The organism is Pseudomonas sp. OST1909, from assembly GCF_015277575.1.
GTDB classification, from domain to species: Bacteria; Pseudomonadota; Gammaproteobacteria; order Pseudomonadales; family Pseudomonadaceae; genus Aquipseudomonas; species Aquipseudomonas synxantha_A.
The window spans coordinates 5,642,566-5,667,751 of sequence record NZ_CP063780.1; the positions used below are offsets into that span (position 1 = coordinate 5,642,566).

The 25,186-nt window shown below is 61.9% G+C and carries 23 protein-coding genes; 9 read left to right on the forward strand and 14 right to left on the reverse strand.

Annotation, left to right across the window (positions count from 1 at the left end):
- Positions 1-15 precede the first annotated feature (15 nt).
- Complete coding sequence (locus IH404_RS24560) at positions 16-462, reverse strand: DUF4879 domain-containing protein (protein ID WP_005791635.1); 447 nt, start codon at positions 460-462, stop codon at positions 16-18.
- A gap of 188 nt (positions 463-650) precedes the next feature.
- On the opposite strand from IH404_RS24560, the gene IH404_RS24565 reads away from it, so the two are divergent.
- Both IH404_RS24565 and trmA read left to right on the forward strand, forming a co-directional pair.
- Entirely contained in the window at positions 651-1,946 is a 1,296-nt protein-coding gene (locus IH404_RS24565; RefSeq protein ID WP_005791636.1) for an NCS2 family permease, read from the forward strand.
- A complete protein-coding gene (gene trmA / locus IH404_RS24570) occupies positions 1,943-3,022 on the forward strand; it encodes a tRNA (uridine(54)-C5)-methyltransferase TrmA (RefSeq protein ID WP_005791637.1) in 1,080 nt (359 codons plus the stop codon). Before IH404_RS24565 ends, trmA begins: the two co-directional genes overlap by 4 nt.
- Before the next feature lie 155 nt (positions 3,023-3,177).
- On the opposite strand, the gene IH404_RS24575 is transcribed toward trmA, so the two are convergent.
- From IH404_RS24575 to IH404_RS24605, 7 genes are all read right to left on the reverse strand, one after another.
- Positions 3,178-4,506 (reverse strand): TolC family outer membrane protein, encoded by a 1,329-nt coding sequence (locus tag IH404_RS24575; RefSeq protein ID WP_194439291.1) that lies wholly within the window; start codon positions 4,504-4,506, stop codon positions 3,178-3,180.
- A complete protein-coding gene (locus IH404_RS24580; protein ID WP_005791639.1) occupies positions 4,503-5,828 on the reverse strand; it encodes an HlyD family type I secretion periplasmic adaptor subunit in 1,326 nt (441 codons plus the stop codon). Before IH404_RS24580 ends, IH404_RS24575 begins: the two co-directional genes overlap by 4 nt.
- Positions 5,825-7,573 carry a type I secretion system permease/ATPase gene (locus IH404_RS24585; protein ID WP_194439293.1) on the reverse strand — a complete coding sequence of 583 codons (1,749 nt, stop codon included), beginning with the start codon at positions 7,571-7,573 and terminating at the stop codon, positions 5,825-5,827. Before IH404_RS24585 ends, IH404_RS24580 begins: the two co-directional genes overlap by 4 nt.
- A gap of 170 nt (positions 7,574-7,743) precedes the next feature.
- A complete protein-coding gene (locus IH404_RS24590; protein WP_194439294.1) occupies positions 7,744-8,364 on the reverse strand; it encodes a heme acquisition protein HasA in 621 nt (206 codons plus the stop codon).
- Between the two features lie 81 nt (positions 8,365-8,445).
- Positions 8,446-11,103, reverse strand: coding sequence for a TonB-dependent receptor (locus tag IH404_RS24595; protein ID WP_194439296.1), 2,658 nt, complete (start codon positions 11,101-11,103; stop codon positions 8,446-8,448).
- 131 nt (positions 11,104-11,234) lie between these two features.
- Positions 11,235-12,233 carry a FecR family protein gene (locus IH404_RS24600; RefSeq protein ID WP_194439298.1) on the reverse strand — a complete coding sequence of 333 codons (999 nt, stop codon included), beginning with the start codon at positions 12,231-12,233 and terminating at the stop codon, positions 11,235-11,237.
- Positions 12,234-12,296: 63 nt separating this feature from the next.
- Complete coding sequence (locus tag IH404_RS24605; protein ID WP_032879370.1) at positions 12,297-12,818, reverse strand: RNA polymerase sigma factor; 522 nt, start codon at positions 12,816-12,818, stop codon at positions 12,297-12,299.
- Between the two features lie 205 nt (positions 12,819-13,023).
- Here IH404_RS24605 and aroQ point away from each other — a divergent pair, with 205 nt between their 5' ends.
- Together aroQ and IH404_RS24615 are read left to right on the forward strand one after the other, a co-directional pair.
- A complete protein-coding gene (gene aroQ, locus IH404_RS24610) occupies positions 13,024-13,470 on the forward strand; it encodes a type II 3-dehydroquinate dehydratase (protein WP_005791645.1) in 447 nt (148 codons plus the stop codon).
- Positions 13,467-14,318, forward strand: a complete 852-nt coding sequence (locus IH404_RS24615) for a shikimate dehydrogenase (protein ID WP_194440712.1) — start codon at positions 13,467-13,469, stop codon at positions 14,316-14,318. The genes aroQ and IH404_RS24615 overlap by 4 nt, the downstream gene beginning before the upstream one ends.
- Before the next feature lie 80 nt (positions 14,319-14,398).
- Here IH404_RS24615 and IH404_RS24620 read toward each other — a convergent pair whose 3' ends face one another.
- Positions 14,399-15,064 carry a TetR/AcrR family transcriptional regulator gene (locus IH404_RS24620; RefSeq protein WP_005791647.1) on the reverse strand — a complete coding sequence of 222 codons (666 nt, stop codon included), beginning with the start codon at positions 15,062-15,064 and terminating at the stop codon, positions 14,399-14,401.
- A gap of 75 nt (positions 15,065-15,139) precedes the next feature.
- Positions 15,140-17,041, reverse strand: a complete 1,902-nt coding sequence (quiC, locus tag IH404_RS24625) for a 3-dehydroshikimate dehydratase QuiC (RefSeq protein ID WP_005791648.1) — start codon at positions 17,039-17,041, stop codon at positions 15,140-15,142.
- A gap of 226 nt (positions 17,042-17,267) precedes the next feature.
- Between quiC and IH404_RS24630 the strand changes: the two genes are divergently transcribed.
- On the forward strand, positions 17,268-18,602 hold the full coding sequence (locus IH404_RS24630) for an MFS transporter (RefSeq protein WP_005791649.1): 1,335 nt from the start codon (positions 17,268-17,270) through the stop codon (positions 18,600-18,602).
- A gap of 1 nt (position 18,603) precedes the next feature.
- Here the strand turns inward: IH404_RS24630 and IH404_RS24635 are convergent, their stop codons facing one another.
- A complete protein-coding gene (locus IH404_RS24635) occupies positions 18,604-19,482 on the reverse strand; it encodes a DMT family transporter (RefSeq protein WP_005791650.1) in 879 nt (292 codons plus the stop codon).
- A 184-nt stretch (positions 19,483-19,666) separates the two neighbouring features.
- Between IH404_RS24635 and IH404_RS24640 the strand changes: the two genes are divergently transcribed.
- From IH404_RS24640 to IH404_RS24650, 3 genes are read left to right on the forward strand one after another with little or no spacing between them, the layout of a single operon-like run.
- Positions 19,667-20,077 (forward strand): membrane lipoprotein lipid attachment site-containing protein, encoded by a 411-nt coding sequence (locus IH404_RS24640; RefSeq protein ID WP_005791651.1) that lies wholly within the window; start codon positions 19,667-19,669, stop codon positions 20,075-20,077.
- 45 nt (positions 20,078-20,122) lie between these two features.
- Positions 20,123-21,010, forward strand: coding sequence for a neutral zinc metallopeptidase (locus IH404_RS24645; RefSeq protein WP_194439300.1), 888 nt, complete (start codon positions 20,123-20,125; stop codon positions 21,008-21,010).
- Positions 21,011-21,985 (forward strand): alpha/beta hydrolase, encoded by a 975-nt coding sequence (locus IH404_RS24650; protein WP_194439302.1) that lies wholly within the window; start codon positions 21,011-21,013, stop codon positions 21,983-21,985.
- Between the two features lie 45 nt (positions 21,986-22,030).
- Here IH404_RS24650 and IH404_RS24655 read toward each other — a convergent pair whose 3' ends face one another.
- The 3 genes from IH404_RS24655 to IH404_RS24665 are packed head-to-tail and all read right to left on the reverse strand — an operon-like array spanning position 22,031 to position 24,092.
- Entirely contained in the window at positions 22,031-22,618 is a 588-nt protein-coding gene (locus tag IH404_RS24655) for an HAD family hydrolase (RefSeq protein WP_078822395.1), read from the reverse strand.
- Positions 22,615-23,484: an acyl-CoA thioesterase II gene (gene tesB, locus IH404_RS24660; RefSeq protein WP_005791655.1), complete on the reverse strand. Its 870-nt coding sequence runs from the start codon at positions 23,482-23,484 to the stop codon at positions 22,615-22,617. The genes IH404_RS24655 and tesB overlap by 4 nt, the downstream gene beginning before the upstream one ends.
- Positions 23,485-23,522: 38 nt before the next feature.
- On the reverse strand, positions 23,523-24,092 hold the full coding sequence (locus tag IH404_RS24665; RefSeq protein WP_005791656.1) for a GNAT family N-acetyltransferase: 570 nt from the start codon (positions 24,090-24,092) through the stop codon (positions 23,523-23,525).
- A gap of 76 nt (positions 24,093-24,168) precedes the next feature.
- Between IH404_RS24665 and IH404_RS24670 the strand changes: the two genes are divergently transcribed.
- A complete protein-coding gene (locus IH404_RS24670) occupies positions 24,169-25,089 on the forward strand; it encodes a histone deacetylase (RefSeq protein WP_194439303.1) in 921 nt (306 codons plus the stop codon).
- Positions 25,090-25,186 lie beyond the last annotated feature (97 nt).

Below are 25,186 nucleotides of genomic sequence, written 5' to 3' on the forward strand. Positions count from 1 at the left end.
GTTCAAGATGATTGATCAGCGGATATTGAGCTGGGCTTTCAAGGTGTTTTGCGGGGGGTTGATCGAGGTATTGGTGAATTCGAACCAGCCCTGGGCCTGGACATTCAGATCGAACACATAGATGTAGCCCATCAAGGTGCCCACGCCATTGCACGCCTCACTGATGTTGCCCACCTGGCACACCGCCGTGCGTTGCCCGTTCAACTCTGCGCCATTGAAGCGGCCCATCGGGCTGTTGCCCAGGCCGACTTCCATGACCGACACCTGGGTGGGCCCACGGTGTTCGCACATCTGGGTGGTGTTCACCCGTTCGGGGATGGTTTCGCTGCATTTTGCCGATTCCACCTTGAACACCCGCACCTCGCTCAACGCCGGTGCAGCCGCGCCCCACGCCGGTGCTGCGCCCAGCCACAGGCTGATACTGGCGATCAGAGCTAGACTCCACGCGTTGGCTTTTTTCATGCTGGCAATGACCCGGTATTGAACGTCGGCGCAGTATGCCTCAAGGCCATGCGCCACACAGCCTCGGCTGCTGGTATGATGCGCCGCTTTTTCCGATCCTCTCTGAAACCACAGGCGCTTGGCGCAATTTGTGCTTTGACTTAGAGGTCAACAAATAACGACGCACAATAGCGTCACAGGGAGCCGGCATGCTGGAAAAGCTGTTTCAACTCAAAGCCCACAACACCAATGTGCGCACCGAGATTCTTGCGGGGATCACCACCTTCCTGGCCATGGCCTACATCCTGTTCGTGAACCCGAGCATCCTCGGCGAAACCGGCATGGACAAAGGTGCGGTATTTGTCGCGACCTGCCTGGCGGCGGCCATCGGTTCCACCGTGATGGGCCTGATCGCCAACTACCCGATTGCGCTGGCGCCGGGCATGGGCCTCAACGCGTTCTTCACCTACACCGTGGTCTTGCACATGGGCCACACCTGGCAGGTGGCGCTGGGCGCGGTGTTCATTTCGGCGGTGCTGTTCTTCCTGCTGTCGATCTTCCGCATCCGCGAGTGGATCATCAACGCCATCCCACTGCCTCTGCGCTCGGCAATTGCTGCCGGTATCGGCCTGTTCCTGGCGCTGATTGCCCTGCATAACGCCGGGATCGTGGTCGCCAACCCGGCCACCCTGGTAGGCCTGGGCGACTTGAAACAACCGGCGCCAATCCTGGCGACGCTGGGTTTCGTCCTGATCGTCGCACTCGAAGCCCTGGCCGTACGCGGTGCGGTGCTGATCGGTATCCTGGCGGTGACCATCGCCTCCATCGTATTGGGCTTCACACCCTTCATCGGTGTGACCTCGGTGCCACCTTCGCTGGCTCCGACGTTCCTGCAGCTGGATATCAAGGGCGCGCTGGATATCGGCCTGGTCAGCGTGATATTCGCCTTCCTGTTCGTCGACCTGTTCGATAACTCCGGCACCCTGATCGGCGTCGCCAAGCGTGCCGGCCTGATGGGCAAGGACGGTCATATGCCGAAAATGGGCCGTGCGCTGATCGCCGACAGCACCGCCGCCATGGCCGGCTCGCTGCTGGGTACTTCCACCACCACCAGCTACATCGAATCGGCCGCAGGCGTGAGCGCCGGTGGCCGCACCGGCTTGACCGCCATCGTGGTCGCGATCCTGTTCCTGCTGGCGCTGTTCTTCTCGCCGCTGGCCGCCAGCGTGCCCGCGTATGCCACCGCGCCAGCCCTGCTGTTTGTAGCGGTGCTGATGAGCCAGGGCCTGGCCGAAATCGACTGGGATGACATTACGGTTGCAGCGCCGGTGGTGATCACTGCCCTGGCGATGCCCTTCACTTACTCCATCGCCAACGGCATCGCCTTCGGTTTCATCGCCTGGACCGCCATCAAGCTGCTTTCGGGCCGCTACCGTGAGCTGAACCCGGCACTGGTAATCCTGTCGATTCTGTTTGTGATCAAGCTGGGCTGGTTCAACGCATGACTTTTGACGCCGCAAGCTACACCGCTCAACTGCAAGACAAGGTCACGCGCTTGCGTGACCTGCTGGCACCCTTCGACGCGCCCGAGCCGCAGGTCTTCGATTCGCCCTTGCAGAACTTCCGCCTGCGCGCGGAGTTCCGCCTGTGGCGCGAAGGCGGTGATCGCCATTACGCAATGTTTTCCCAGGACGACAAACGCACGCCGATCCTGATCGAAGCGTTTCCGATTGCCAGCCAGCGCATCAACCAGTTGATGCCGCAACTCAAGGCCGCCTGGCAAGCCAGCGCCGCCCTGAGCCACAAGCTGTTTCAGGTGGAGTTCCTCACCACCCTGGCCGGCGACGCGATGATCACCCTGTGCTATCACCGCCCGCTGGACGAGCATTGGCACACCGCCGCGAACAAGCTGGCGGCTGAGCTGAATGTGAGCATCATCGGCCGCTCCAAGGGCAAGCGCGATGTGATCGGCCAGGACTATGTGGTGGAGAAACTCGAGGTCGGTGGCCGCACCTTCAGCTACCGCCAGCCCGAAGGCGCCTTCACCCAACCCAACGGTACGGTGAACCAGAAGATGCTCAACTGGGCATACGAAGCCTTGGGCGATCGCCCCGACGATTTGCTGGAACTCTACTGCGGCAACGGCAACTTCACCCTGCCGCTGGCCACTCGCGTGCGTAACGTGCTGGCCACCGAGATCAGCAAGACCTCGGTGAACGCGGCCTTGAGCAACCTCGATGAAAACGCGATCGGTAACGTCAAGTTGGTGCGCCTCTCCGCCGAGGAACTCACCGAGGCGCTCAATGAAGTGCGCCCATTCCGCCGCTTGCACGGCATCGACCTGAAAAGCTACGAGTTTGGCAGCGTATTCGTCGACCCGCCCCGCGCCGGCATGGACCCGGACACCTGCGAACTGACCCGGCGTTTCGACAATATCCTGTACATCTCCTGCAACCCGGAGACGTTGGCCGCCAACATCGCGCAACTGCATGACACGCACCGGATTACCCAATGTGCGATGTTCGACCAGTTCCCGTGGACGCACCATATGGAATCGGGTGTGTTGCTGACCCGCCGATAAATCCGCGGCATATACCGACCCACATGTAGGAGCGAGCTTGCTCGCGAATAACGTCATTGATAACGCGGGTTGCCTGGGGAAATGCGTTGCCTGTGAGGTTTTCGCGAGCAAGCTCGCTCCTACAAAAGATGGGTGTTTATGAGCCGAGTTATCACTCATGCCGAGGGCCGGAAATACCCGGCCAACGCCCGCAAGTCCTGCTCGCTCAGCAACCCCGCGTAATACTTCAACTGAATGCGCGCCAGCAGGTACGCGTGGCGGGCATTGGCCAGGTCGCGGCGGGCAGTGAACAGTTGCTGCTCGGCGTCGAGTACATCAAGGTTGACCCGCTCGCCGCCACTGACGCTTTTCTGGGTGGCGGTGACCAGTGCCGTGGCGGAACTCACTGCCATTTCATAGGCCCGCACCTTGGCCGCGCCGCTGGTGTTGAGGTTGAATTGCTTGCGCAACTCCACCAAGGTTGCGGCGGTTTGCGCGTCCAGCTCGTATTGAGCCTGGGACAATTGGTTGGCCGCCTGACGGGTAGAGGCCGAGACCGAGCCACCGGCAAACAGCGGCAGGCTGATCTGGATGCCGACGCTGTTGGTGTCGTACTTCTGGTTGTAACTGCTTTCTGAGTCGGAACTGGTTTTGCGACTGGTCGCGTACAGGCTGACCTTGGGCAAGTGCCCGGCGCGCTTGCGCTCCACTTCATAAGAGGCCACGTCGAGCGCGTGATGCTGGGACTTGAGTTCGGGGTTGTTGGCCATGGCCAGTTCACGCCAGGTTTCGAAACGGTTGGGCTCAAGCGGCGCGATCTCGAATGCGCGGGCCAGGGGTGCCAGTTCTTCGATATGCAGCGGCTGGCCGACAATGGCTTCCAACTCACGTAAAGCGCTGTCCTGGGCATCCACGGCTTCGATCTCTTCGGCCTGGGCCAGGCTCAGGCGCGCCTGGGTTTCAAGCACATCGGTACGGGTACCCTCACCGCCTTTGAGCAGGCGGTCGTTGAGTTGCAGGCGCTCGGCAAACGTACGCTTCTGGGCACGGCTCAACTCGATGCGCTCTTGTGCCAGCAATGCCTGGCTGTAGGCGCCCAGTACCCGCACGGCCAGCTCCTGGCTCTTGCCGCGAAAGCGCTCGTCGGCCATCAACGCCTGGGCGGTGCCTTGGCGAAAACGCGCATAGGCTTCGTAATCGAGCAGCGGTTGCTGCAAGGTCAGGGCCGAGGCGTAGCTGCGGTAATTGCGGTCGCTGGTGACATTACCCACCGCCGTACTCTGGGTGACTTCGGACTCATTGCGCGAGTTGTTGTAGCTCCATGACAGGTTCGGCAACAGTGCGGCCCGACCAATCACGCGGTTTTCTTCACCGGCCTCACGCTCCTGGATCGCCGCCTGAAAGGTCGGGTCGTTGCGTAGCGCCAAATCATACACATCCAACAGACCCAGAGCGTTTGCCGCGGGCGTGCAACTTAAACAGAGGGTAAACAACAACGCCTTCATTCTTCCACCAGGGCCATATGGGTACGGTCCAGCAAGGGTTTGAACAGGTAGTTGAGCATCGAGCGCTCGCCGGTCTTGACGAAGGTTTCCACCGGCATCCCCGGACGGATCTGCACGCCGTCCAGTTGCTGCATACCCGCTGCGCTGACCTGGGCCCGTAGCGTGTAATACGGCTCATCGGTGCGCTCATCGACCTGGCGGTCGGCCGAGACCAACGTGACCTCGCCCGCCACCCGTGGCGTGGTGGATTGGTTGAATGCCGAAAACATCAACTCGACCGGCAAGCCCGGGTGCACCTTGTCGATCATCTGTACCGGCACCCGCGCCTCCACCCACAACGGCTCGTCCTGGGGCACGATGTCCATCAGGGCCTCACCGGGCTTGATCACGCCGCCTTCGGTATACACCTGCAACCCCACCACCACACCGGATGCCGGGGCGCGCACCAGGCTGTTGGCCAGTTCGAACTCGGCGGAGGCCAGGCGATTGCGCAAGTCCTCGCTGCGGGTGCGGGTCTCGGCCAACTGAGTGCGCAGGTCTTTCTGAAAGTCTTCGCCCAACTGGCGGATGCGCAAACGCAACTCCAGCACCTGGCGCTGCAACTGGCCGATACGCCCGAAATCCTCGGCGATGGCGCCGTCGATCTGCGCATACAGCCGCTCGCTGTCGAGCAGGCGATTACGAGGGATGTAGCCGTCGCGTGCCAGTTCGCGCAGGCCCTGAAGCTGTTCACTCAACGCCGCCCGCTGTTGCACTTTGCTCGCCTGGGAGGCCCGCGTGCCTCGCAACTGCGCCTCAAAGCCGGCGATGGTTTCGCGCAGGCCCGCCTGTTCGGTGGCCAGGGCCTGGGCACGGCTCTGGAATAACTGGCGTTGCAGGCTCAGGGTGTTCGCGGCGTCGGGATCGGCCAACAGCTCGGGGCCAAATGCAATGGCCGGCAAGCCTTCACTCTCTGCATTCAAGCGCGCTTCGCTGGCCAGCGACGCCAGGTATTGGCTGCGCAGTGACTGCATCTGCCCGCGCAACGGTGTTTCTTTCAAGCGCAACAACACCTGGCCTGCGCGTACCCGATCACCGTCACGCACGTCGATACGCTCGACGATCCCGCCCGCCGGGTGTTGCACCGTCTTGCGATGCCCCGACACCATGACCTTGCCCGCCACCGCCACGCCCTTGTCCAACGGTGCCAGCGCCGCCCAGCCAAGAAAGCCGGCAAAGCCTCCCAGCACCAGCCACCAACCCAGGCGCGAGTATTTTTTGTCATCCAGCGCCAGCACGTTGTGCGGCGGCTCACTGACCCATGCTGCTTTGCTCTGGCTCATGCGGGTTTTCCTTCACCGAAGCGGTAGCTCATGCTCATGCTCGACACCGGCTTGCTGACCACAGGCTTTTGCCGCGCCTCCAACACCCGCGCCGTCGGGCCGAACGCCTGCATCTGGCCGTCCTTGAGGATCAGCAACTGGTCGGTCAGGCTCAGCACGTTGGGTTTGTGGGTGATCAGAATCAGGGTGCGGCGCTGTTGCTTGAGCTGGGTGATGGCTTGCAGCAGCGCCTGCTCGCCCACTTCGTCGAGGTTGGCATTGGGCTCATCCAGCACAATCAGCGCCGGCAGGCCGTACAGCGCACGCGCCAGGGCCACCCGTTGTTTTTGCCCGCCGGACAAGCCTGCGCCGCCCTCGCCCAGTTGCGTGTCGTAGCCTTGCGGCAGTTGCAGGATCAGCTCGTGCACACCGGCCATTTGCGCCGCAGCGAGGACTTTATCTGCCTCCACCGTTTCAAAACGCGCGATGTTTTGCGCAATGCTGCCCGCGAACAGCTGGATGTCCTGGGGCAAGTAACCGATATGCGGGCCCAGTTGCTGTTTGTCCCACACGGCCAGGTCGGCGCCATCCAGGCGCACCTTGCCGACCAGCGGTGCCCAGGCCCCCACCAGTACCCGCGCCAGGGTGGACTTGCCGCAGCCCGAGGGGCCGATCACACCGAGCACGTCACCCGCCGGCAGGCTGAAGCCCAGGTTGGCCAGCGCGGGCCGACGGCTGCCGGGGGCGCAGGCGCTGATCTGCTCCAGGTTTACCTGGCCCTTGGGCACGGGCAGGCTCATGCGTGCCGGTCGCGCCGGGTTATCCTGCAGCATCAACGACAAACGCTCATAGGCCAGGCGCGCCGAACCCCACTGCTTCCATACGCCGATCAACTGGTCGATGGGGCTGAGCACGCGCCCCATCAGGATCGACCCGGCAATCATCATCCCCGGCGTAATGTCGCCGTTGACCGCCAACCAGGCGCCCAAACCCAGCACCAGCGATTGCAGGGCCAGGCGTACGCCCTTGGACCAGGCTGTGACCACCGCGGTCTTTTCACTGGCCAGGTTCTGCTGCACCAGAAACGCCTGGTGTTGGCTGAACCAGCGCCCGCGCAGTGTGGCGAGCATCCCCATGGCCTCGATGGTGTCGGCATTGCGCAGGTTGGCCGTGGCCTGCTGACTGGCACTGATCGACAGTTGGCTGGCCAGGGCCATCGGCGCCTGGCTGACATGGTGGTTGGCCCACGCCAGCGCGATCAGCAGCAGCGCACCACCCAGCGCCAGCAGGCCCAGCCAGGGGTGGAACAGGAAGATCACCAGCAGGTACACCGGAAACCACGGCGCATCGAAAAAGGCGAACAGCGCCTGGCCGGTGGCGAACTGGCGCAAGGTGGTCAGGTCGTGCAGGGCCTGGCCCGCGGCCTGGCTGCCGCCCTTGAGTTGCGCTTCATAAGCGGCGTCGAATACCCGCTGGTTCAAACGCATGTCCATCTGCGTACCGAGGCGAATCACCACTTGGCTGCGCACCCACTCCAACGCCCCCATCAAGGCGAACAGGCCGAGGATCATCAGCGTCAGCATCAGCAGGGTCATCTGGTTGCCGGAAGCCAATACCCGGTCGTACACCTGCAACATGTACAGCGCCGGGGCCAGCATCAGCAGGTTGATCACCGCCGAGAACAGGCCGATGTTGAAAAAGGCGCTTCTATAGGCCGTGAGTGCAGCCAGCATCTCATTCGCGCGCTTGGCACCGGGCCGAGTCATGGAGGTTGTCCCATTGAAGAGTCAAGCAAGGGCTCGCCCGGTGCGTTGACAGCACCTGCGGCGCACCCACAGAATTTGCCCCCGCCGCCGCCCAGGCCTTCGAAAACTCGGGCGGCGACGGGGTTTCAACCAAGCCGGTGAAGGCGTGAGCTTTCATCGGCTTTTTTGCATCAGGCGGCCAGGGCGAAGTCTTGCGGCGCATCCTGAATCCCGACCAGGCCCACATCGGCAGCGGCGAACGCAGCCGAATCCTGATGCGCCACACCGGCGGCGGCCAGTTGGTCGAAGGTGGAGTTGACCGACAGGCTTGGGTCGATGCCCTTGAGCAAGGTGTCGATTGCCGAGGCCAGCGCCGAACTGTCACCGCTCATCAGGCCGTACACGATTTTGTGCACCTGGCCGTCACGGCCTTCGGACTGCAGACTCGACAGGCCCAGGTTGGTGAAGCTGACTTCGTGGTTGGCGATGCTGTAGCCACCGCTGGTTGCGCCACCGGCGAGGGTATCGCCCAGGGTCAGGCCATCGAGCGAACCCCACAGGGTGTGGGTCGGCGGATTGAACAAGGTGTAATGCAGGCTGCCTTCGGCAACCACCGCCGCGTCGCTGACGCTGCTCGATACGCCATATTGGGTGCCGTCGAACGGCCCAGGATTGAAACCACCGGTGTTCACACCCTCTTTGACCGAACCTTCACGGTGGTTGAGATCACCGAAGTAGGCCGACCAATCGCTCAGGTACTGAGCGACGGTGTTGGCGGCGTAGGTCGTGCTGTATGAAATAGAAATGCTCATGCAAAACTCCAAGTCATTGGGTGGTCACTCCGCAGCAAGCCAGTGCCTGCTGTGGTTTTGCCCGTTACTGGGCAAAAGCGGTCAGAACTGATATTCAACGGTGCCCTGCAACGTGCGCCCACGGCCCAGGGTGAAGGCCAGCACGTCGCCCAACGGCACCAGGTAGGCGCGATCGGTGACGTTTTCCATGGCCAGGCGCAGGGTCAGTTGGTCGGTGGCGCGGTAACTGCCATAAAGGTCATAGACGGTGTAGGGCTTCCAGTCGGCGGGGTAGACGCCGGTTTGCGCGGTGGTCACCCCGGCGGCGCCTTTGACGTAGTAGCCCGCGCTGTAGCGAGCGCGCACGCCCACATCCAGCTTGCGTTCAAGGAACCGTGCGCCCAGGGTGGCGGTGCCACGGTCCATGGGCATGTGTTCGGACGAGCCCAGGATCGCGCTGCAACCCACGCCAGCATTGGCCGCATCGTCCGGTACCATCGCATCCACCGGCGCCCGGTTGCCGGGCCGCTTCTGGGTCTTGGTCACACCGCCGAGCCAGGCGGTTTTGCTGCAGAACTTGTTGCTGCCGAGCATCCGCGTGTAGTTGAACTGGCCGTAGGCAAAGCCGGCGTCGTAATCGAGCTGGTACTCAAGGCCACGAAAACGCGTGGCTTCCAGGTTGTTGACGTAGGCCGCACTGCCGATATTGACGTTGCCATAACCGGGTGGCTGCACGCCCAGGGCCATATAGGAAAAGTCATCGACCCGGGTGTTGAAGTACGACACTTTCATACCCGCGCGATCATCGGCGAACAGCAGGTCTTGCTTGAGCACATTGAACCCGACTTCCCACGCAGTGGATCGCTCCGGCTTGAGGTAGGGGTTGGGGAGAATCGACTCCGACCCACCGCCATGGGGCCGGCCGCTGACCAGGGCTTCGGTCACCGCCGGCGGACGCCAACCCTTGCCGTAGGTGGCGAAGAGCTGCAACCAATCGACGCCGGGCTTGATCGACAGGCCGAAGGTCGGGGAGAAACGGCCCTCCTCGCGATCCACGTCGTAATTGACCGGCACCCCAATCTGGCGGGTGGTGCCGAGGATGAACGTGCGGGTGTTCAAGCCGGTTTCGCCGCGCAGCCGATAGCGGTCATAACGCAAACCGGCGTTAAGGTTCAGCCAACCGTCGTAGTCCAGATCCAGGCGCCCGAACAGGCTGCCCATCGCGCGGTCGCCTTTGGGCGTAATGCTTTCCGCCGCCGACGCGGTCAGCGCCGAGCCGGCTTCTACGGCCTGGTTGGAATCGGGCCGAACCTTATCGTAGAAAAACTCCAGCCCGTAGTTGGCCTTGAGTGCGGCCAGCTCGGTCAGGGCAAAGGTCGAGATGTTCTGCGCCTGCACGCCATAGGTATTGGTTTGATAGGTAACGTCGTAACCCTTGCTGATCCCCCGGGCCAGCGTGGATTGGTCATTGCGGGTATCCACATGATAAAGCTTGGCCTTGAAGTCGATCAGCGGGTTGTCCGGTGCGTAGCTGTAATCCAGCGCGAAGTTCTGCGCCTTGACGTTGCTGCTGCCGAGCTTTTCCCACAACTGGGGCTTTTCGGCGGTCATCATGTTGACGTCGTCGTAGTCGACCTCGGTAACCAGGTAGCTCAGTTGCAGGCGCTGATCAACTGGCAGGTTGAGCCCCAGCTTGAGCAGGCGCGAGCGCATCACCGAGCCTGAATAGGCGACCGTGCTGTGCTTGATGCGCTCTTCACTGGCCGGCATGTAAGCCGCACCGGTACGCAGCTCGCCGATGCTGCCCTTGGTGCCGGGGTTGTAATCGCCCAGGTGACGCTCACTGGCGGCCACCAACATGTCCCACACGTCGGTCCCCACGGCAAACGCCGAACTGCCGATAAAGTGCGTGCCGTTGCTGCGCCCGCCCAACCCGGTGGTGAGGCGAATGCGCCCGCCGATTTGCTTGCCGTCCTTGAGCAGGTCGGCGGCCTCCACGGTACGGAAATTGGCCACCCCGCCAATCACGCCTGCCCCGCCCTGGGTTGAGGTCGCGCCCTTTTCGATCACCACTTCGGACAACAACTCGGGGTCGACATACAGCGTGCCATTGCGTTGCTGGTGGCCGCTCTGCTGGTAATTCTGGCGCATGCCATCGACCGACATATTGACCCGGCCATAGTCCTGGATACCGCGGATATTCACGGACAGGCCAGGGTCTTGCTGGCTGACGGCGGAGTAGACGCCAGGCGCCTCTTCAAGCATCTCGGCAGCATGGCGTGGCGGGTTACGGTCCAGTTGCTCGCGATCGACCACGCTGACCGAACGTGGTGTTGAATACACCCAGTCCTGCTTGTGCAGGCCGGTGATGGTGGTGGTCCCCAAGGCCAGCGCTCCGGCCTGTTGCTCGACGCGGGTCAAGGTGACCTGGCGCTCGCCGGTGAAACGATATTCAACCGGTGCGGCACCCAGCAGGCGACCAAGACCTTCCTGCACGTCGAAGCTGCCCTTGAGCGCGGAGCTGCTCAACCCTTGCAGGCGCTGGCTGTCGAACAACACTTGCAGGCCCGCCTGATCGGCGAACGCCAGTACTGCACTGCCCAGGGATTGCGCAGGAATGTCGAACCTCAACACAGCAGATTGGGCTGCGCCAGCCGCAGGCTGCACGGCATGCACCGGCGCGGCGACGGCAAACAATCCCAAGTGAATGGCCAGGGCCAACCGGCTGCCGGTGATACGCCCCTTGGTGAGTGCTGACATGTGTGGTTATCCCTGCGCTAAGCGTTTTTTGTTTATGCGAATGCTTCTCACCTAGCAAGACGCGCGAGACACGGGAAGTCAGTAATATTTTTTTGTAGGAGCAAGGGCAGAAGGTTTCTGACGGGAGAGGATCAATAGATCAGGCTGAGGCCGGCCAGGTCCAAGCGTTGCACTTGAAGTTCCTGGGTCAGGGTGGCGAGTGCGCTGTCGAGCATGTCCAGGCGGAAGACACCGCTGACTTCGCGTTCGCCCAAGGCCGCGTCGGTCAACACCACCCGCCCGGGGCGGTAACGGTTGAGTTGCTCGATAACCTTGGCCAACGGCTGGCGGTCGAAGATCAACACACCGCGCCGCCAACTGGTGGCGCGATCCACATCAAACTGATCAAGGCTGACCACACCTTCAACGGGGCTGTAACGCGCAGCCTGGCCTTGCTGCACAACGCGCTCGGCCGGGCCGGTGGTCGGTGATACCTGCATAGACACCTCGACGCTGTGCTGCAGCACACCGACCCAGGCCTGGCTCGGGCCCTCACGCTCGACCACAAACCGCGTGCCCAGCGCCCGGGTCTGGCCCCCGGCGCTGTGCACTACGAACGGCCGGGTTTCTTCGCCTTTCATCGGCGCCACATCAAAAACCGCCGAGCCCTGGAGCAGGCTGATACTCCGCTGCACGCCATCGTAATCCAGGCGAATGGCGCTGGCGGAATCGAGCTCCACCCTACTGCCGTCCGCCAGGTGCACCGTGCGCATCTCTCCCTTTTGCGTGACGTAGTCGGCCTGCATGTGCAGCAACACGTCGGGCCCGTGTAGCCAACCGACGCCCGCCACTACCACGACCAGCGCCACAGCGGCTGCACGTTGCCACGGCCTTCTGCGTTTGGTGCGGCGCACGGGCGGGGTCGGCGCGGCTGGCCGTTGTCGGTGTACGGGCTCGTCCTTATGTACTTCACCCAATGCCGCCCAGGTCTGCTCGGCAAACCGCAGCGCCCCTTCGTGACGGCTGTCGCGGGCGATCCACTGGCGCAACTCGGCCTGCTCCTGTTCGCTCAGGGCACCGGCGTGCAGGCGCACCGCCCATTCGGCAGCCGCCTCGGTAATGCTGTGCTGTTGCGGACCCTGGCTATTCACGTGTGAATCTCGAATTTTCGTTATATAGACGCTCTGACGTCTGGCCTGGCATTTTTCGGTAATTCATTCGTCGGATGGCGCCACCTCGCCTTCCTGCAAGCGCTGCATCACATAGGCCAACGCCTTGGCCAAATGCTTTTGCACTGAGCTGTCGGAGATAGCCAGGTGCCGGGCGACCTGGGCGTGGGTCATGCCTTCGATACGGTTCAAGCGAAAAATCTGCTGGGTGCGCTCCGGCAGTTCCGCCAGTGCCTGCTTCAATGCCTGTCGCTGTTGCTGCGCCATTGCCTGAGCCTCCAACCCGGCCACGTCATCTTCGATCTCGGCCAGCGCCTCATGGGGCACGGTGTCGGTCTTGCGCCGTGCTTCCTGACGAATATGGTCGATCAGCAGATTGCTTGCCGTTCGATAGAGATAGCCCTGGGAGTTGTCGATGCGCTCACCGGCCGGTTTTTCCGCCAGCCGCAGGAAGCTCTCCTGCACCAGGTCTGCGGCCAATTGCGGGTCCCGTACCTTGCGGGCCAGATACCCGCGCAGGGTATCGGCGTGCTTGAGAAACAGGCCCTTGAGATCCACGTCCGACAAACCGACTCCCTGGAATGTATAGGAAACAGGCGGGCATCTTAAGCGTTGTCGAGAATGATTTTCAATTGATATCTAATCTGATCGGGCTGCAAGAGGTTGTTGATAACAGTTCGATAACCGCACAGATCCGCTGCGATCAATTGACCAAACTAACCAACCAGTACATTTTACCCACATAACCAATAAGAACTGTGGAGATCCCGCTATGCCGCCCATCGTGCTGGTGCTCAACGGCCCCAACCTCAACCTGCTCGGCACCCGCGAGCCGGCCACTTACGGCCATGAAACCCTGGCTGACATCGCCGCCCTGTGTGGTCGCAGCGCCACTGAACTCGGGCTGAAAATCGAGTTTCGCCAGACCAACCACGAAGGCGAACTGCTCGACTGGATCCACGGCGCCCGTAACCGTTGTGCGGGTATCGTGATCAACCCGGCAGCCTGGACCCACACCTCGGTCGCGATCCGCGATGCGCTGGTGGCCAGTGAAGTGCCGGTGATCGAAGTGCATTTATCCAACGTGCACGCGCGCGAAGCGTTTCGTCAGCATTCATTTGTATCGCCCATCGCCAAGGCCGTGCTGGCCGGGTTTGGCAGCCACGGCTACCACCTGGCGCTGGAGCACTTCAGCCAGACACTCAAGGGACGCGCCTGATGAAACCGCGCATTCTCGCCGGCCTGATCGGCGCCGGTATCCAGGCTTCCCGCACCCCTGCCCTGCATGAACACGAGGGTGACGCCCAGGGCCTGCGCTACCTGTATCGCCTGATCGACCTTGAGCCGCTGCACCTGGACCTCACCGCCCTGCCGGAATTACTGCGGGCCGCCGAGCTGATGCACTTCAACGGGTTGAACATTACCTACCCGTGCAAGCAGGCGATCCTGCCCCTGCTTGATGACTTGTCCGACGAGGCCCGGGGCATTGGTGCAGTCAACACCGTGGTGTTCAAGGACGGTAAACGGATCGGCCACAACACCGATTGCCTGGGCTTCGCCGAAGGGTTTCGCCGCAACTTGCAGGACGTTGCCCGCCGACACGTGGTGCAGATGGGCGCCGGTGGCGCGGGCGCAGCGGTAGCCCATGCACTGCTGGCAGAGGGGGTTGAGTACTTGAGCATTTTCGACGTGGACGCCTCCCGCGCCCGCGACCTTGTGGATAACCTCGCGCAGCGCTTCGGCCCTGGTCGTGCCCAAGTCGGCACTGATCTGGAAAATGCGATGGCCGAGGCCGATGGTTTAGTCAATACCACGCCGATGGGCATGACCAAATTGCCCGGCACACCGGTCCCCGCTGCGTTGTTGCGGGCAAGGTTGTGGGTCGCGGAAATCGTGTATTTCCCGCTGGAAACCGAACTGCTGCGCGACGCCCGCGCATTGGGTTGCCGCACCCTGGATGGCGGCAACATGGCGGTATTTCAGGCGGTGAAGGCGTTTGAGTTGTTCAGCGGTGAAGTGGCGGATGCAGACAGGATGCTAGCGCACTTCCAGAGCATGAATGGCTGACTGCCGAAACAGAGTTCAAATGTGGGAGCAAGCCCCCTCCCACATTTTGACTGCATTTCTACCTTGAGAGTTGGGTGTTCTCAGGCTTGCAGGTAGCGCAGCACCGACTCGCAGATCATCTCCCGGTGCCGGTGCTTGATCGCCTCGTCCGACAGTTCGATCTGGAATATCTCGCTGAAGGTATGCCGGTTGGAGACCCGGTAAAAACTGAACGAGTTGATCAACAAGTGCACGTCCAACGGCTCCAGCCCTTCGCGAAACAACCCCAGTTCGGCGCCACGGCGCAAGGTCTCGCCCAGCCCTTCGAGGATCTTGCTGTTCATCGCCTTGATGGTCTCGGTGCGTTTGACGTACTCGGCGTTGTGGATATTTTCGATGCTGACGATACGCACGAAATCCACGTTCTGGTCATGGTGATCGAAAGTGAATTCCACCAGCCGGCGAATCGCCTCACGCGGCTCCAGGGCCGTGAGGTTCATGCGGGTTTCGGTGTTGCGGATATCGCCGTAGAGCTTCTCCAATACCTCGACGTATAACTGCTCCTTACTGCCGAAGTAGTAATAGATCATGCGCTTGGAGGTGTGGATGCGCTCGGCGATGGCGTCCACGCGAGCGCCGGCCAGGCCCTGTTGAACAAACTCGACAATGGCTTCCTGGAGAATATTCTCGCGGGTCTTTTCCGGATTGTTCTTGCGACTCTTGCGCGGTGCGTCGGCTACCGCGGGGAGATCGGGACTCGAGGTCATGGTGCGCTCACGGCCATTGTTTGCAGGCGCTGATTATGGGCCGCGGCGCTCCCCGAAGGAAGCACCTGCCTGCGGTTATAGCCGGGCCTGGCGTACCGCCCCACTGCGCGACTTGGCCATCGCCGCCAGACGCACCGCTACGTTGGCCGCGCCGTAGCCGGCATAGCCGTTCTTGCGCTGGATAATCTCGAAGAAAAACCGCCCTTCGAACGCCTCGGTGTACACATGAAACAACTCACCGCCCTGGGCGTCGCGGTCGTACAGCACGTTGTAATACGCCAGCTCACTGAGGAACTCATCGTCGAAATCGAAGCGCGCCGCCAGGTCGTCGTAATAGTTGAGTGGAATATCCAACAACGGTACGCCGGCCTCTTTGGCCCGGCGCACCTCGGCGAAAATATCCGCGCAATCGAAGGCAATATGGTGCACGCCCGAACCGCGATAGCTGGAAAGCGCGTGGGAAATCGCCGTATTGCGGTTTTCGGAGATGTTCAGCGGCAGGCGAATCGAACTGCAACGGCTGCGCAACGCACGGCTCTTCACCAAGCCGTAGGGGTCGGGCAGCACCACCTCGTCATCGGCTTCGAAATCCAGCAGGCTTTTGTAGAACAGCACCCAACTGTCGAGGCTGTCCGCCGGCAGCGCCATGGCCATATGGTCGATGCGCAACAAGCCACCGCTGGCGGGTGTGGCCGCTTGCAGGTTGAAATCGGTGTCGTACAGCCCGCCTTCGCTGGGGTCCACCAGGTAGATCAGGCTGCCGTCCGGCGCACGCACCGCGGCCAATTCCAGCTCGTTGGGGCCGACCAGGCCGCGATAAGGCTGGCCCTTGTAGGCCACCGCCCGCTCCAGGGCCTTGGCGCTGTCCTTGACCCGAATCGCGGTGGCGCACAGCGATGGGCCATGGGCCTCGAAAAAGTTGTGGGCGAAGGAATAGGGTTCGCAGTTGAGGATCAGGTTGATGTCACCCTGGCGCAACAGGCTCACGTTCTTCGAGCGATGCTGACCGGCCTTGGCGAAACCCAGGCGCTCCAGCCAGTGGGTCAGTTTGGCGCCGAGGCTTTCATCCACGGCAAATTCAAGAAACTCGATACCGTCGTATTCGCTGGCCGCCGGGGTTTCAAACAGGATGTCCACGGGCGCAGCGGGGGCTTGTTCAGCCAGGCGTTGGCGGGTTTTTTCTTCCAGGTATAACAGTGACCGCAAGCCATCCGCCGCATTCGCCCGAGTCGGCGCGGCGCGGAAACCGTCGTTGAAAATTTCCAGGGACAACGGCCCGGTGTAGCCACTCTGGATGATCGGTGCGAGAAAGCCAGCCAGGTCGAACTCGCCCTGCCCCGGGAAGCAGCGGAAATGCCGGCTCCACTCCAGCACATCCATGGCCAGGATCGGCGCGTCGGCCATTTGCACGAAGAAGATCTTGTCGCCGGGGATCTGCGCAATGGCGCTGGGGTCGCCCTTGAGCGACAAGGTGTGGAAGCTGTCGAGCAACACGCCCAGGCTTGGGTGATCGACCTGGCGCACCAGGTTCCACACCTGCTGCCACGTGTTCACATGCTTGCCCCAGGCCAATGCTTCATAGCCGATGCGCAGGCCACGCTTGCCCGCGTGTTCGGCCAGCAGGCTCAAGTCATCGAGCAGAATACGTTCGTCGCCCACGCTGTCGGCCGAGGCATTGCTGCACACCAATACCAGGTCGGTGCCCAGCTCCTGCATCAAGTCAAACTTGCGCTCGGCGCGCTCCAGGTTGCGCGCCAGGCGGTCGCGGCGGCATCCTTCGAAATCGCGAAACGGTTGGAACAAGGTAATGGCAATGCCCAGGTCGGCGCACATCTGCCTGACTTCCCGGGGGCTGCCGTCGTAATACAACAAATCGTTCTCGAAGATTTCCACCCCATCAAACCCGGCGGCGGCAATAGCCTCAAGCTTTTCCGGCAGGGTGCCGCTCAAGGACACAGTGGCAATAGAACGTTGCATGGAAGACTCCCGGCAATTGTTGTTTGTGGCAAATTATTCGCCCCCAGCCTACAGGCAGCAATTAAAATGTACGAACCGGTTAGTTTTTGGTGCGATTATCGAACACTATGCCCGTTTAGCGAATTGACGACTTTTTAACCACTGCGCACCATCGACCTGGCAATTCGTTCACGTAACAAAGACCCAGAACACACCATAAGAATTTCAAAAAAACGGGTACGACCTCATGCCTCTGCAAAATCCAGCCCTGGCCACGCGCCCGGGCAACCCGCACGCCGGCATCGGCGACAAGATCCGCGGCGCCCTGGCCGTGGGTAAAACGCGCTGGGGCATGCTGGCCCTGGTGTTTTTTGCCACCACCCTGAACTACATCGACCGCGCCGCCCTGGGCGTGATGCAACCGATCCTGGCCAAAGAAATGAGCTGGACGGCGATGGACTACGCCAACATCAACTTCTGGTTCCAGGTCGGCTACGCCATCGGCTTTGTGCTGCAAGGCCGCCTGATCGACCGCGTAGGCGTCAAGCGCGTGTTCTTTTGCGCCGTGCTGCTGTGGAGCCTGGCCACCGGCGCCCACGGTCTGGCCACTTCGGCGGTGGGCTTTATGGTTTGCCGATTTATCCTCGGCCTGACCGAAGCCGCCAACTACCCCGCCTGCGTCAAGACCACACGTTTGTGGTTCCCGGCGGGTGAACGTGCGGTGGCCACCGGCATCTTCAACGCCGGCACCAACGTCGGCGCGATGATGACGCCGATGCTGCTGCCCTTGATCCTGCACGTGTGGGGCTGGCAGGCGGCGTTCCTGTGCATGGCATCGCTGGGCGGTATCTGGCTGCTGTTCTGGGGGCTGAAGTACTACAACCCGGAAGACCACCCAAGCGTTAAACAATCGGAGCTGGACTACGTGCAACAGGAAGTCGAGCCCGAACAGCCCCGCGTGCCGTTCAGCCGCATCCTGCGTATGCGTGGCACCTGGGCCTTCGCCATCGCCTACGCGCTGACTGCGCCGGTGTTCTGGTTCTACCTGTACTGGCTGCCGCCGTTCTTGAACCAGCAATACAACCTGGGCATCAACGTGACGCAGATGGGCATTCCGCTGATCATCATTTACCTGACCGCCGACTTCGGCAGCGTGGGGGGCGGGATTCTGTCGTCATTCCTGATCGGCCGCGGGATGAACTCGATCAAGGCGCGGCTCTTGTCGATGCTGCTGTTCGCCTGCTGCATCGTCGGTGTGATCATGGCGGCCGGCTCCAGCCAGCTGTGGGTCGCGGTGTTCGCCATCTCCCTGGCCATCGGCGCCCACCAGGCCTGGACCGCCAACATCTGGAGCCTGGTGATGGACTACACGCCCAAGCACATGATGAGCACGGTGTTCGGCTTCGGCGGCATGTGCGCGGCCATCGGCGGCATGTTCATGACCCAGATCGTCGGCCATATCCTCACGGTGACCAACAACAACTACACAGTGTTATTCACCCTGATCCCGGCGATGTACTTCATTGCGCTGACCTGGATGTACTTCATGGCACCGCGCAAGATTCCTACCGTCGACCTTTGACCTACCTGCGCCGCTGCTGCCAGGCAGCGGCCAACCCGCTCATGCAGATCACCCCGATACCGACCACCGTGGTTGTATCGGGGGTATGGCTGAACACCAGCCAGCCCAACAACCCTGCAAACACAATCTGGCAATAGCCAAACGGCGCCAGCAAGGCCGGCGCCGCAAAGCGGAACGCCTGGGTGAGCATCAGGTGCGCGGTCATCCCGCAGGTGCCCAGTGCCAGCATCAGCACGCCATGCCACAGGCTCGGCACCTGCCAGAAGAACGGCACCATGGCGCTCATGACCAGGGTATTGCACAGCCCGGCGAAGAAGTTGCTGGTGGTCGGCGTATCGAACTTACTGAGGATGCGCGTCAACAGTTGGTAAAAGCAGAAGAACGTCGCCGAACACAACGGCAACAGCACCGCCGGCGTGAACAGTTCGCCGCCGGGATGGATGATTACCAACACCCCGATAAAGCCGCAGATCACCGCCAGCCACTGGCCGCGTGTCACATGTTCGCCCAACAGCGGCACCGACAGCGCCGTCACCAGGATCGGCGCGAGGAAGTTCACCGCCGTGGCTTCGGCCAATGGGATGTAGTGCAATGCCGCAGTGAAAAACAGGCTGGTGCCCAACAGGCACAAGGCACGTACCACCTGCATACCCGGGCGCTTGCTGCGCAGCACGCGCAAGCCTGATTGCGGCAGGAAGATCCCGGCCATCAGCAGGGTGTGCACCAGGTAGCGCGCCCATACCACCATCACAATGGGGTAGAACCCGGCCAGGTATTTGGACAAGGCGTCGTGGCTGGAGAACAGGAACGTCGCCACCACAATCAGCAGGATGCCTTTGAAAGGATGGTTGACGCCTGAGAGGGGGGTACTGACAGTCATGGAATTCTCTTGCTGGCGGGCTGAACGCGATGGTACTCAACCCGGTAATCTAGCAGCCGGGCCAGCGCCTGCTCCAAGAGCATAACCAAACAGCGGGCGAACAGCGCACTAAATCACTGGAATCGAGTCCAACCCTGCACGCTCGCCCAGGCGTTGCACACTTTTTAATCAAGGCCTTGCCGCTATGAAAAAAATCCTGTTTGTTCTGTCTGCCCTCGCCCTGCTTACCGCCTGCGATAAAGCCAAGGAAGCCCCCAAGCCCGCGCCGCCGTCTGTACAGGCGACCCTGGTGCCGCAGACGCCCCCCACCGATCAATGGGTCGGCAAATGGATCGGCGTCGAAGGCTTGCACCTGACCATCGCCAAGGACGACAGCATCGGCCGCGGCCACTACCTTCTGACCATGCAATACGGCCTCGACGCCGACGATGCCGGCACCTTCAAAGGTGAAGCGAACGAAGATGGCATCGCCTTCACCCGCCCCGACGGCCCGCAGCTGTTGCGCGCCGGAGACGGTGCCGCCACCGGCCTGAAATGGCTGGCGGATAAAAAAGACTGCCTGATCGTGACCACCGGCGAAGGCTATTGCCGTTAATACCGACCATAATCAATCACGGTTAGCACACAGAGGAATGCTCCCATGCTATGGAAAAAAGGCCGACGCAGCGACAACGTGGTGGATGCCCGCGATGACAGTGGCGGCGGCGGTGGTGGTATGCGCTTTGGCGGCGGCAAGGGCCTGAGCCTGACGGCCATTGTGCTGATCGTCGGCATTGGCTGGCTGACCGGCCAGGACCCGATGCAGATCCTCGGCCAGTTGACGGGGCAGGTGGAGCAGGCGCCGTCGGTGAGTTCGCAATCGCGCCAGGCGCCACCGGCCAATGATGAGCACGCCGATTTTGTGCGCGCGGTGTTGGGTGATACCGAAGACACCTGGGGCCAGGTGTTCCAGGAAAACGGCCTGGCCTACAAGAACCCCAAACTGGTGCTGTTCCGTGGCCGGGTGAACTCCGCCTGCGGTGGCGCCACCTCGGCCAGCGGCCCGTTCTATTGCCCGGCTGACCAGCAGGTCTACCTGGACCTGGATTTCTTCCGCGAAATGTCGCAACGCTTCCAGGCCGCCGGCGATTTCGCCCAGGCCTACGTGATTGCCCACGAAGTCGGGCACCACGTGCAAACCCTGCTCGGCATCTCGTCCAAGATCCAGGCGGCGCGCCAACAGGGTCGGCAGATGGAAGGGGATGGCGGCCTGCTCGTACGCCAGGAACTGCAAGCCGACTGCTTTGCCGGGGTGTGGGCCAACCGGGCGCAAAAACGCCTGAACTGGCTGGAGCCCGGCGATATCGAAGAAGCCCTGAATGCAGCCAACGCCATTGGCGATGACCGCTTGCAGCAACAGGGGCAAGGACGCGTGGTGCCGGACTCGTTTACCCACGGTACCTCGGCGCAACGGGTACGCTGGTTCAAGACCGGCTTCGCCCAGGGCCAGATCACTCAATGCGATACCTTCGCGGCCAAGAGTCTCTAAATGATCAAACGATTGGGGTTTCTGCTGGGTATGTTCGTGTCCTGCTGCACCCTGGCGGCCGAACACGGCGTCAAGGTGGTCAGCCCCGATCGCTTTCATCTGGAGGCCGGCGACCTCAGCCTCGGCGTGAGCCAGGACTGGCGCCAGCCGCTGCCCAAAGTCACACGCGCGCTGATCATCGTGCACGGCCGCCTGCGCAATGCGCAGACCTACTTGCAAAGCGGTATAGACGCCGCCACCCATGCCGGGGTTGGCGGCACTACGCTGGTGATCGCGCCGCAGTTTCTGAATCAATCGGACGTGAAGCGTAACCATCTGGGCAATCAGGTATTGCGTTGGAAGGGCAACGACTGGATGGCTGGCGAAGCTTCCACCGCGCCTGAGCAGGTCAGTTCTTATGGCGCTCTGGACCAGATCATCAAGCACCTGGGCAACCGCAAGCTGTTCCCGGCACTAAAGGAAATCGTGATCGCCGGGCATTCCGGTGGCGGCCAGGTCGTCCAACGCTTCGCCCTCACCGGCCATGACCACCCGTTGCTGCAAACAGAAGGCATCAGCCTGCGGTACGTGGTTGCCAACCCATCGTCCTACGCCTACTTCAGCCCGCAGCGGCCGGTGCCGTTCGATACGACCAGTTGCCCAAGCTTCAACGACTGGAAATACGGCATGCAAAAGCTGCCCGATTACGTGGGTGACCGAGGCGCCCAGCAACTGGAAAAAGCCTACGTCTCACGCGACATCACCTACCTGTTGGGCCAGCAGGACACCGACCCCAACCACCCGGCATTGGATAAAGGCTGCGAAGCCGAAGCCCAGGGTGCGTATAGGCTGATTCGTGGGCACAACTACTTTGATTACCTCAAGCTGCGCCATCCGCAGTTGAGTCACAAGCTGGTGGAAGTGCCGGGGGTGGGGCATGACGGGGATAAGATGTTTACCTCGCCAGAGGGAGAAAAGGTGCTGTTCACGCAGTAGTCACTGACGAAACCCAATGAAAATGTGGGAGCTGGCTTGCCTGGGTTAGATCATTCGGCGCAGCGCCGCACAATCCTCGGCATGCCAATCCGCCAACTCCGGCCACGGGTTATCCGGCAAGTTCACCAACACCGTCCTGGCCCCCGCCGCCCGGCCACAATCCAGGTCAAAGCGATAATCCCCGACCATCACCATCTCGCTCGGCGCTACCCCCCAGGCCGCCGCCAGTTTCAACAGGCCACCCGGATCAGGCTTGTGCGGCGCGTCATCACGCCCCAGCACATCCTCAATGGCAAAGCAGTCCGCCAGGCCAATCGCTTGCAGGGTGATATGGGCCAGCTCCCGCGCATTGCGGGTCAGGATCCCCAGGCGATAACCACGCCCGGCCAATTCCCTTACCAGCTCAACGGCACCTTCGGCCGCGACCGAACCCAGCGCCAGCTCGCGCTCATGCTCCAGCAGCCAGGCATGTTTGGCTGCCGCAACATCCGCCGGCAATGCGGCAAGGTGCGTGAGGATGTCGTCCTCAGGCGCAATCTCCAACGCCACGCGAATGGCGGCAAAGTCATGCACCGCCACCGTCAGCGTGCCGTCCATGTCGAACACCCAATGTTTAACGTCTGACAGGCTCATGCCCAGTCCTTGCGATGGCGGATCAAGCCTTCCTGGGTCACCGATGCCACCAGTTGCCCGGCGCGGTTGTACACGCTGCCGCGGGAGAAACCCCGGGAGTTACCGGCCCATGGGCTGTCCATGGCGTACAGCAACCAGTCATCGGCACGCAGGTCGGCGTGGAACCACAGCGCGTGGTCGAGGCTGGCCACCTGCATGTCTTTCTGCCACACGGTCTTGCCGTGGGGCAGCAACGAGGTGGTCAACAGGCCGAAGTCCGAGGCGTAGGCCAGCAAGTACTTATGCAGCGCCGGCGAATCCGCCAAGGCGCCGTCGGCACGAAACCACACGTACTTGACCGGGTCGGACGGCTGCGGGTTGAACGGGTCTTTTTCGGTGACCGGGCGCACTTCGATGGGCTTGGGGCACAGCAGCTTGTCGCGCATATGCTCGGGGATCAGGTGCGCACGCTGTTGGGTCAGCTCCAGCTCCGACGGCAGATTCTCCGGGCCCACCACCACCGGCATGGTGGTCTGGTGCTCGAAGCCAGCTTCGTCGTACTGGAACGAGGTGGTACAGGTAAAGATCGGATGGCCCTTTTGAATCGCGGTGACACGGCGCGTGCTGAAGCTGCCGCCATCGCGCACGCGGTCCACCGAATACACCACCGGCAACGCGGCATCGCCAGGGCGCAGGAAATAACCGTGCAGGGAATGCACATGCCGCGCTTCTTCTACGGTCTGGCTGGCCGCCGACAACGACTGCCCCAGCACCTGGCCGCCGAACAACTGGCGAAAGCCCAGGTCCTGGCTACGGCCGCGAAAGAGGTTCTCCTCGATCGGCTCCAGGGTCAGCAAGTCCACCAGATCTTCCAATACTTGGCTCATAGAGCAACTCCTACAATCAATAGGGCATTCCGGGCTGCTTATCCGTGCAGCGTGTCCAACCATTGGGCGCGGGTGATGCGGTACAAAACATGCGGGCGCAGCGGGTCACCGGCTGCGACTTTGGGGTGTTCGAAATCTGCCTGCGGATCGTAATGCATACCGATGGCCTGCATGACTTTTTGTGACGGCAGATTGGCTTCGGTGGTAAAGGCGACGACTTCGTCCAGCTGCAAGCGATCAAAGCCGCAGCGCAGTGCGGTCCAGGCCGCCTCACTGGCATAGCCCAGGCCCCAATGCTCACGGGCCAGGCGCCAACCAATCTCCACCGCCGGGGTGAAGCCCGCTTCGAAGCTGACATTCGCAAGCCCCGTCACGCCGATAAATTCGCCGGTGTCCTTGCGCTGCAGCGCCCAGAAACCAAAGCCATATTCAGCAAAATGCCCGCGAATCCGACCGATCAGCGCGGCGCTTTCCAAGTGGCTCAATTTAGCCGGAAAGTAGCGCATCACCTGCGGGTCAGCGCACATGCGCGCAAATTCCGGCAGGTCGCTGTCGCGCCATTGGCGCAGCACCAAGCGTGCACTTTCCAATTCCAGTATCGGCTCCATGGGTCCCCCTGCCTTGCCATGTGCGTGAGTGTACAGCGCTGTTAAGATCCTTCGCAGGTTCCCGTCAGAAAATCCCATGCCCTTGCCATTGATCTACCACGAAGACTACAGCCCTGAGTTCCCGGCGGACCACCGCTTCCCCATGGACAAGTTTCGCCTGTTGCGTGACCACCTGGTGGACAGTGGCTTGACCCAGGACAGCCAATTGCTGCGCCCGCAACTGTGCCCGGCAGACATCCTGGCCCTGGCCCATGAACCTGGGTATATCGAACGCTACATGGGCGGTGAACTGTCCCGCGAAGACCAGCGCCGTCTCGGCCTGCCCTGGAGCGAAGCCCTGGCTCGACGTACCGTGCGCGCGGTGGGTGGCTCGATACTGGCGGCTGAACAGGCCCTCGAACATGGCCTTGCCTGCCATTTGGCCGGTGGTACCCACCATGCCCATTACGATTATCCGGCGGGCTTCTGCATTTTCAACGACCTGGCAGTGATCAGCCGCTACCTGCTGGCCAGCGGCCGGGTCAATCGCGTGTTGATCTTCGATTGCGACGTACACCAGGGCGATGGCACTGCCCGCATCCTCCGCGACACACCGGACGCCATCACCGTGTCGCTGCACTGCGAAAAGAACTTCCCGGCACGCAAGGCCCAAAGCGACTGGGACATCCCGCTGCCCATGGGCATGGGCGATGCCGACTACCTCAAGGTAGTGGATGACGCGCTCAACTACTTGCTGCCGCTCTACCAGCCCGACCTGGTGTTGTACGACGCTGGCGTGGATGTACACAAGGACGACGCCCTCGGTTACCTCAAGCTGACAGACGCAGGCGTCGCCGCCCGCGATGAAAGCGTGATGCGCCACTGCCTGGGCCGCGACATACCGGTGATGGGCGTGATCGGCGGCGGTTACAGCAAAGACCGCCCCGCCCTCGCCCGTCGTCACGGCATCCTGCATCACAGCGCGCAGCGGGTGTGGACGTCATCAGGCTGTCATTGAATTCTGGGTGTTACTCACAATGCCTGTGGAACGGCCTGTGGATAACTTGAGCGTAAGCGGCTGCAAGCGAGTGGCCGCATGGCCTGTAGGAAAGTGT

What these genes read in the sequence shown, in the direction of transcription:
- IH404_RS24560 (WP_005791635.1), bottom strand. Translation starts at nt 462, where the DNA reads ATGAAAAAAGCCAACGCGTGGAGTCTAGCTCTGATCGCCAGTATCAGC.
- IH404_RS24565 (WP_005791636.1), top strand. Translation starts at nt 651, where the DNA reads ATGCTGGAAAAGCTGTTTCAACTCAAAGCCCACAACACCAATGTGCGC.
- trmA (WP_005791637.1), top strand. Translation starts at nt 1,943, where the DNA reads ATGACTTTTGACGCCGCAAGCTACACCGCTCAACTGCAAGACAAGGTC.
- IH404_RS24575 (WP_194439291.1), bottom strand. Translation starts at nt 4,506, where the DNA reads ATGAAGGCGTTGTTGTTTACCCTCTGTTTAAGTTGCACGCCCGCGGCA.
- IH404_RS24580 (WP_005791639.1), bottom strand. Translation starts at nt 5,828, where the DNA reads ATGAGCCAGAGCAAAGCAGCATGGGTCAGTGAGCCGCCGCACAACGTG.
- IH404_RS24585 (WP_194439293.1), bottom strand. Translation starts at nt 7,573, where the DNA reads ATGACTCGGCCCGGTGCCAAGCGCGCGAATGAGATGCTGGCTGCACTC.
- IH404_RS24590 (WP_194439294.1), bottom strand. Translation starts at nt 8,364, where the DNA reads ATGAGCATTTCTATTTCATACAGCACGACCTACGCCGCCAACACCGTC.
- IH404_RS24595 (WP_194439296.1), bottom strand. Translation starts at nt 11,103, where the DNA reads ATGTCAGCACTCACCAAGGGGCGTATCACCGGCAGCCGGTTGGCCCTG.
- aroQ (WP_005791645.1), top strand. Translation starts at nt 13,024, where the DNA reads ATGCCGCCCATCGTGCTGGTGCTCAACGGCCCCAACCTCAACCTGCTC.
- IH404_RS24620 (WP_005791647.1), bottom strand. Translation starts at nt 15,064, where the DNA reads ATGACCTCGAGTCCCGATCTCCCCGCGGTAGCCGACGCACCGCGCAAG.
- quiC (WP_005791648.1), bottom strand. Translation starts at nt 17,041, where the DNA reads ATGCAACGTTCTATTGCCACTGTGTCCTTGAGCGGCACCCTGCCGGAA.
- IH404_RS24630 (WP_005791649.1), top strand. Translation starts at nt 17,268, where the DNA reads ATGCCTCTGCAAAATCCAGCCCTGGCCACGCGCCCGGGCAACCCGCAC.
- IH404_RS24635 (WP_005791650.1), bottom strand. Translation starts at nt 19,482, where the DNA reads ATGACTGTCAGTACCCCCCTCTCAGGCGTCAACCATCCTTTCAAAGGC.
- IH404_RS24640 (WP_005791651.1), top strand. Translation starts at nt 19,667, where the DNA reads ATGAAAAAAATCCTGTTTGTTCTGTCTGCCCTCGCCCTGCTTACCGCC.
- IH404_RS24645 (WP_194439300.1), top strand. Translation starts at nt 20,123, where the DNA reads ATGCTATGGAAAAAAGGCCGACGCAGCGACAACGTGGTGGATGCCCGC.
- IH404_RS24650 (WP_194439302.1), top strand. Translation starts at nt 21,011, where the DNA reads ATGATCAAACGATTGGGGTTTCTGCTGGGTATGTTCGTGTCCTGCTGC.
- IH404_RS24655 (WP_078822395.1), bottom strand. Translation starts at nt 22,618, where the DNA reads ATGAGCCTGTCAGACGTTAAACATTGGGTGTTCGACATGGACGGCACG.
- tesB (WP_005791655.1), bottom strand. Translation starts at nt 23,484, where the DNA reads ATGAGCCAAGTATTGGAAGATCTGGTGGACTTGCTGACCCTGGAGCCG.
- IH404_RS24665 (WP_005791656.1), bottom strand. Translation starts at nt 24,092, where the DNA reads ATGGAGCCGATACTGGAATTGGAAAGTGCACGCTTGGTGCTGCGCCAA.
- IH404_RS24670 (WP_194439303.1), top strand. Translation starts at nt 24,169, where the DNA reads ATGCCCTTGCCATTGATCTACCACGAAGACTACAGCCCTGAGTTCCCG.